At 53.8% G+C, this 1,185-nt stretch carries 1 protein-coding gene; it reads left to right on the top strand.

What is annotated here, in order from left to right:
* Positions 1 to 604: 604 nt before the first annotated feature.
* Positions 605 to 1,185, top strand: a 581-nt coding sequence (locus NW815_RS13665; protein WP_414416129.1) for a phosphate ABC transporter substrate-binding protein PstS, incomplete at its 3' end; no start/stop codon positions are given.

Raw genomic sequence — 1,185 nt, forward strand, 5'->3', positions numbered from 1 at the left:
CCAGGCGTCTCACCCTAGCCTGAAACGACTATAAACTCCAAAGCAAGCTGCCCCCTACGCCTCAGCCCTTTGGCATGAGGGATCCCTTCTCGGAGCTCATTGCCGATGAAGCTCTCTTGCCGCTCGCAACCCCGGTAGGAAGACAAGAAGCCACCTTGTTTCTAAACCAAAAATGCGGAAAATGCGGAAGGTTATTTGTTTCAGGAAATACTTAGCAGAGGGTATAGAGTGGCTGACACCAAAGGGGATCCCTTGAGGGGTTTGCAACATTTGGCGGATATCCCCAGAGATAACCTGGGCTTAACCTCGTTTTAACTAAAAACAACTGGCCTTTACGTTATAGTAGCTGCGCGGACTGGCGAAGTCTTCAATGGAGCGTTCCCGAGGGAACCCTGCGTGCTCAAAGGGATCCCTGGGATGTTGCGATCGGTTGAAGGCTTGTTGAGGATCGCAGGCCTAGCTTGAGGGTTGCCTCCAAGCTTCCAGGCGGTAGTGGCATACCCAGCCCGACGAGTTTTGATTGGGTTGGGTAAGGTTCTCGAGTGAAGTAGCCTTTTTTAGATCCGGGCTAGGATTTTATCTTCATCTGGGAGAGGAGATCTGTATGGTGACGTTGCACCCCTTGGAGCGTCGTTCTTTCCTGAAGTTTCTATCTGCCACTGTTGCCGGCTTTGCGGCCAGTCAGACGAATTGGCAGCGGGTGTTTGCTCGGCAGACCATCACTATCAATGGCGCTGGGGCGACCTTCCCGGCCCCCATCTATCAAACTTGGGCCCAAGAGTTTGGCAAGAAAAACCCTAACATCCAGGTCAACTATCAGTCTGTAGGAAGCGGTGCGGGTCGTCGGCAGTTTGTAGCCCGCACGGTCGATTTCGGTGCCAGTGACAGCGTGCCCCGTCCTGAAGAGATCAACCAAATTGAGAATGAGGCTAACCCTCCCAAAGGGATGGTTTCTGTACCCATGGTGGGCGGAGCGTTAGTTGCAGCGTACAACATTCCTGGGGTGGGCCCCGAAATCCGCCTTTCCCGCCTGGCACTGGCGAATATCTTCCTGGGCAAGATCAAGAACTGGAACGATCCCCTGCTGGCTGGCCTTAACCCACAGGTGACTTTCCCGGATTTGCCGATTACCGTCGTGCATCGCTCTGATGGAAGTGGTACCACCGATATCTTCACCACTCACCT

This window comes from Synechococcus sp. R6-7 (genome assembly GCF_047461695.1).
In the GTDB taxonomy this organism is placed as follows: Bacteria; Cyanobacteriota; Cyanobacteriia; order Thermostichales; family Thermostichaceae; genus Thermostichus.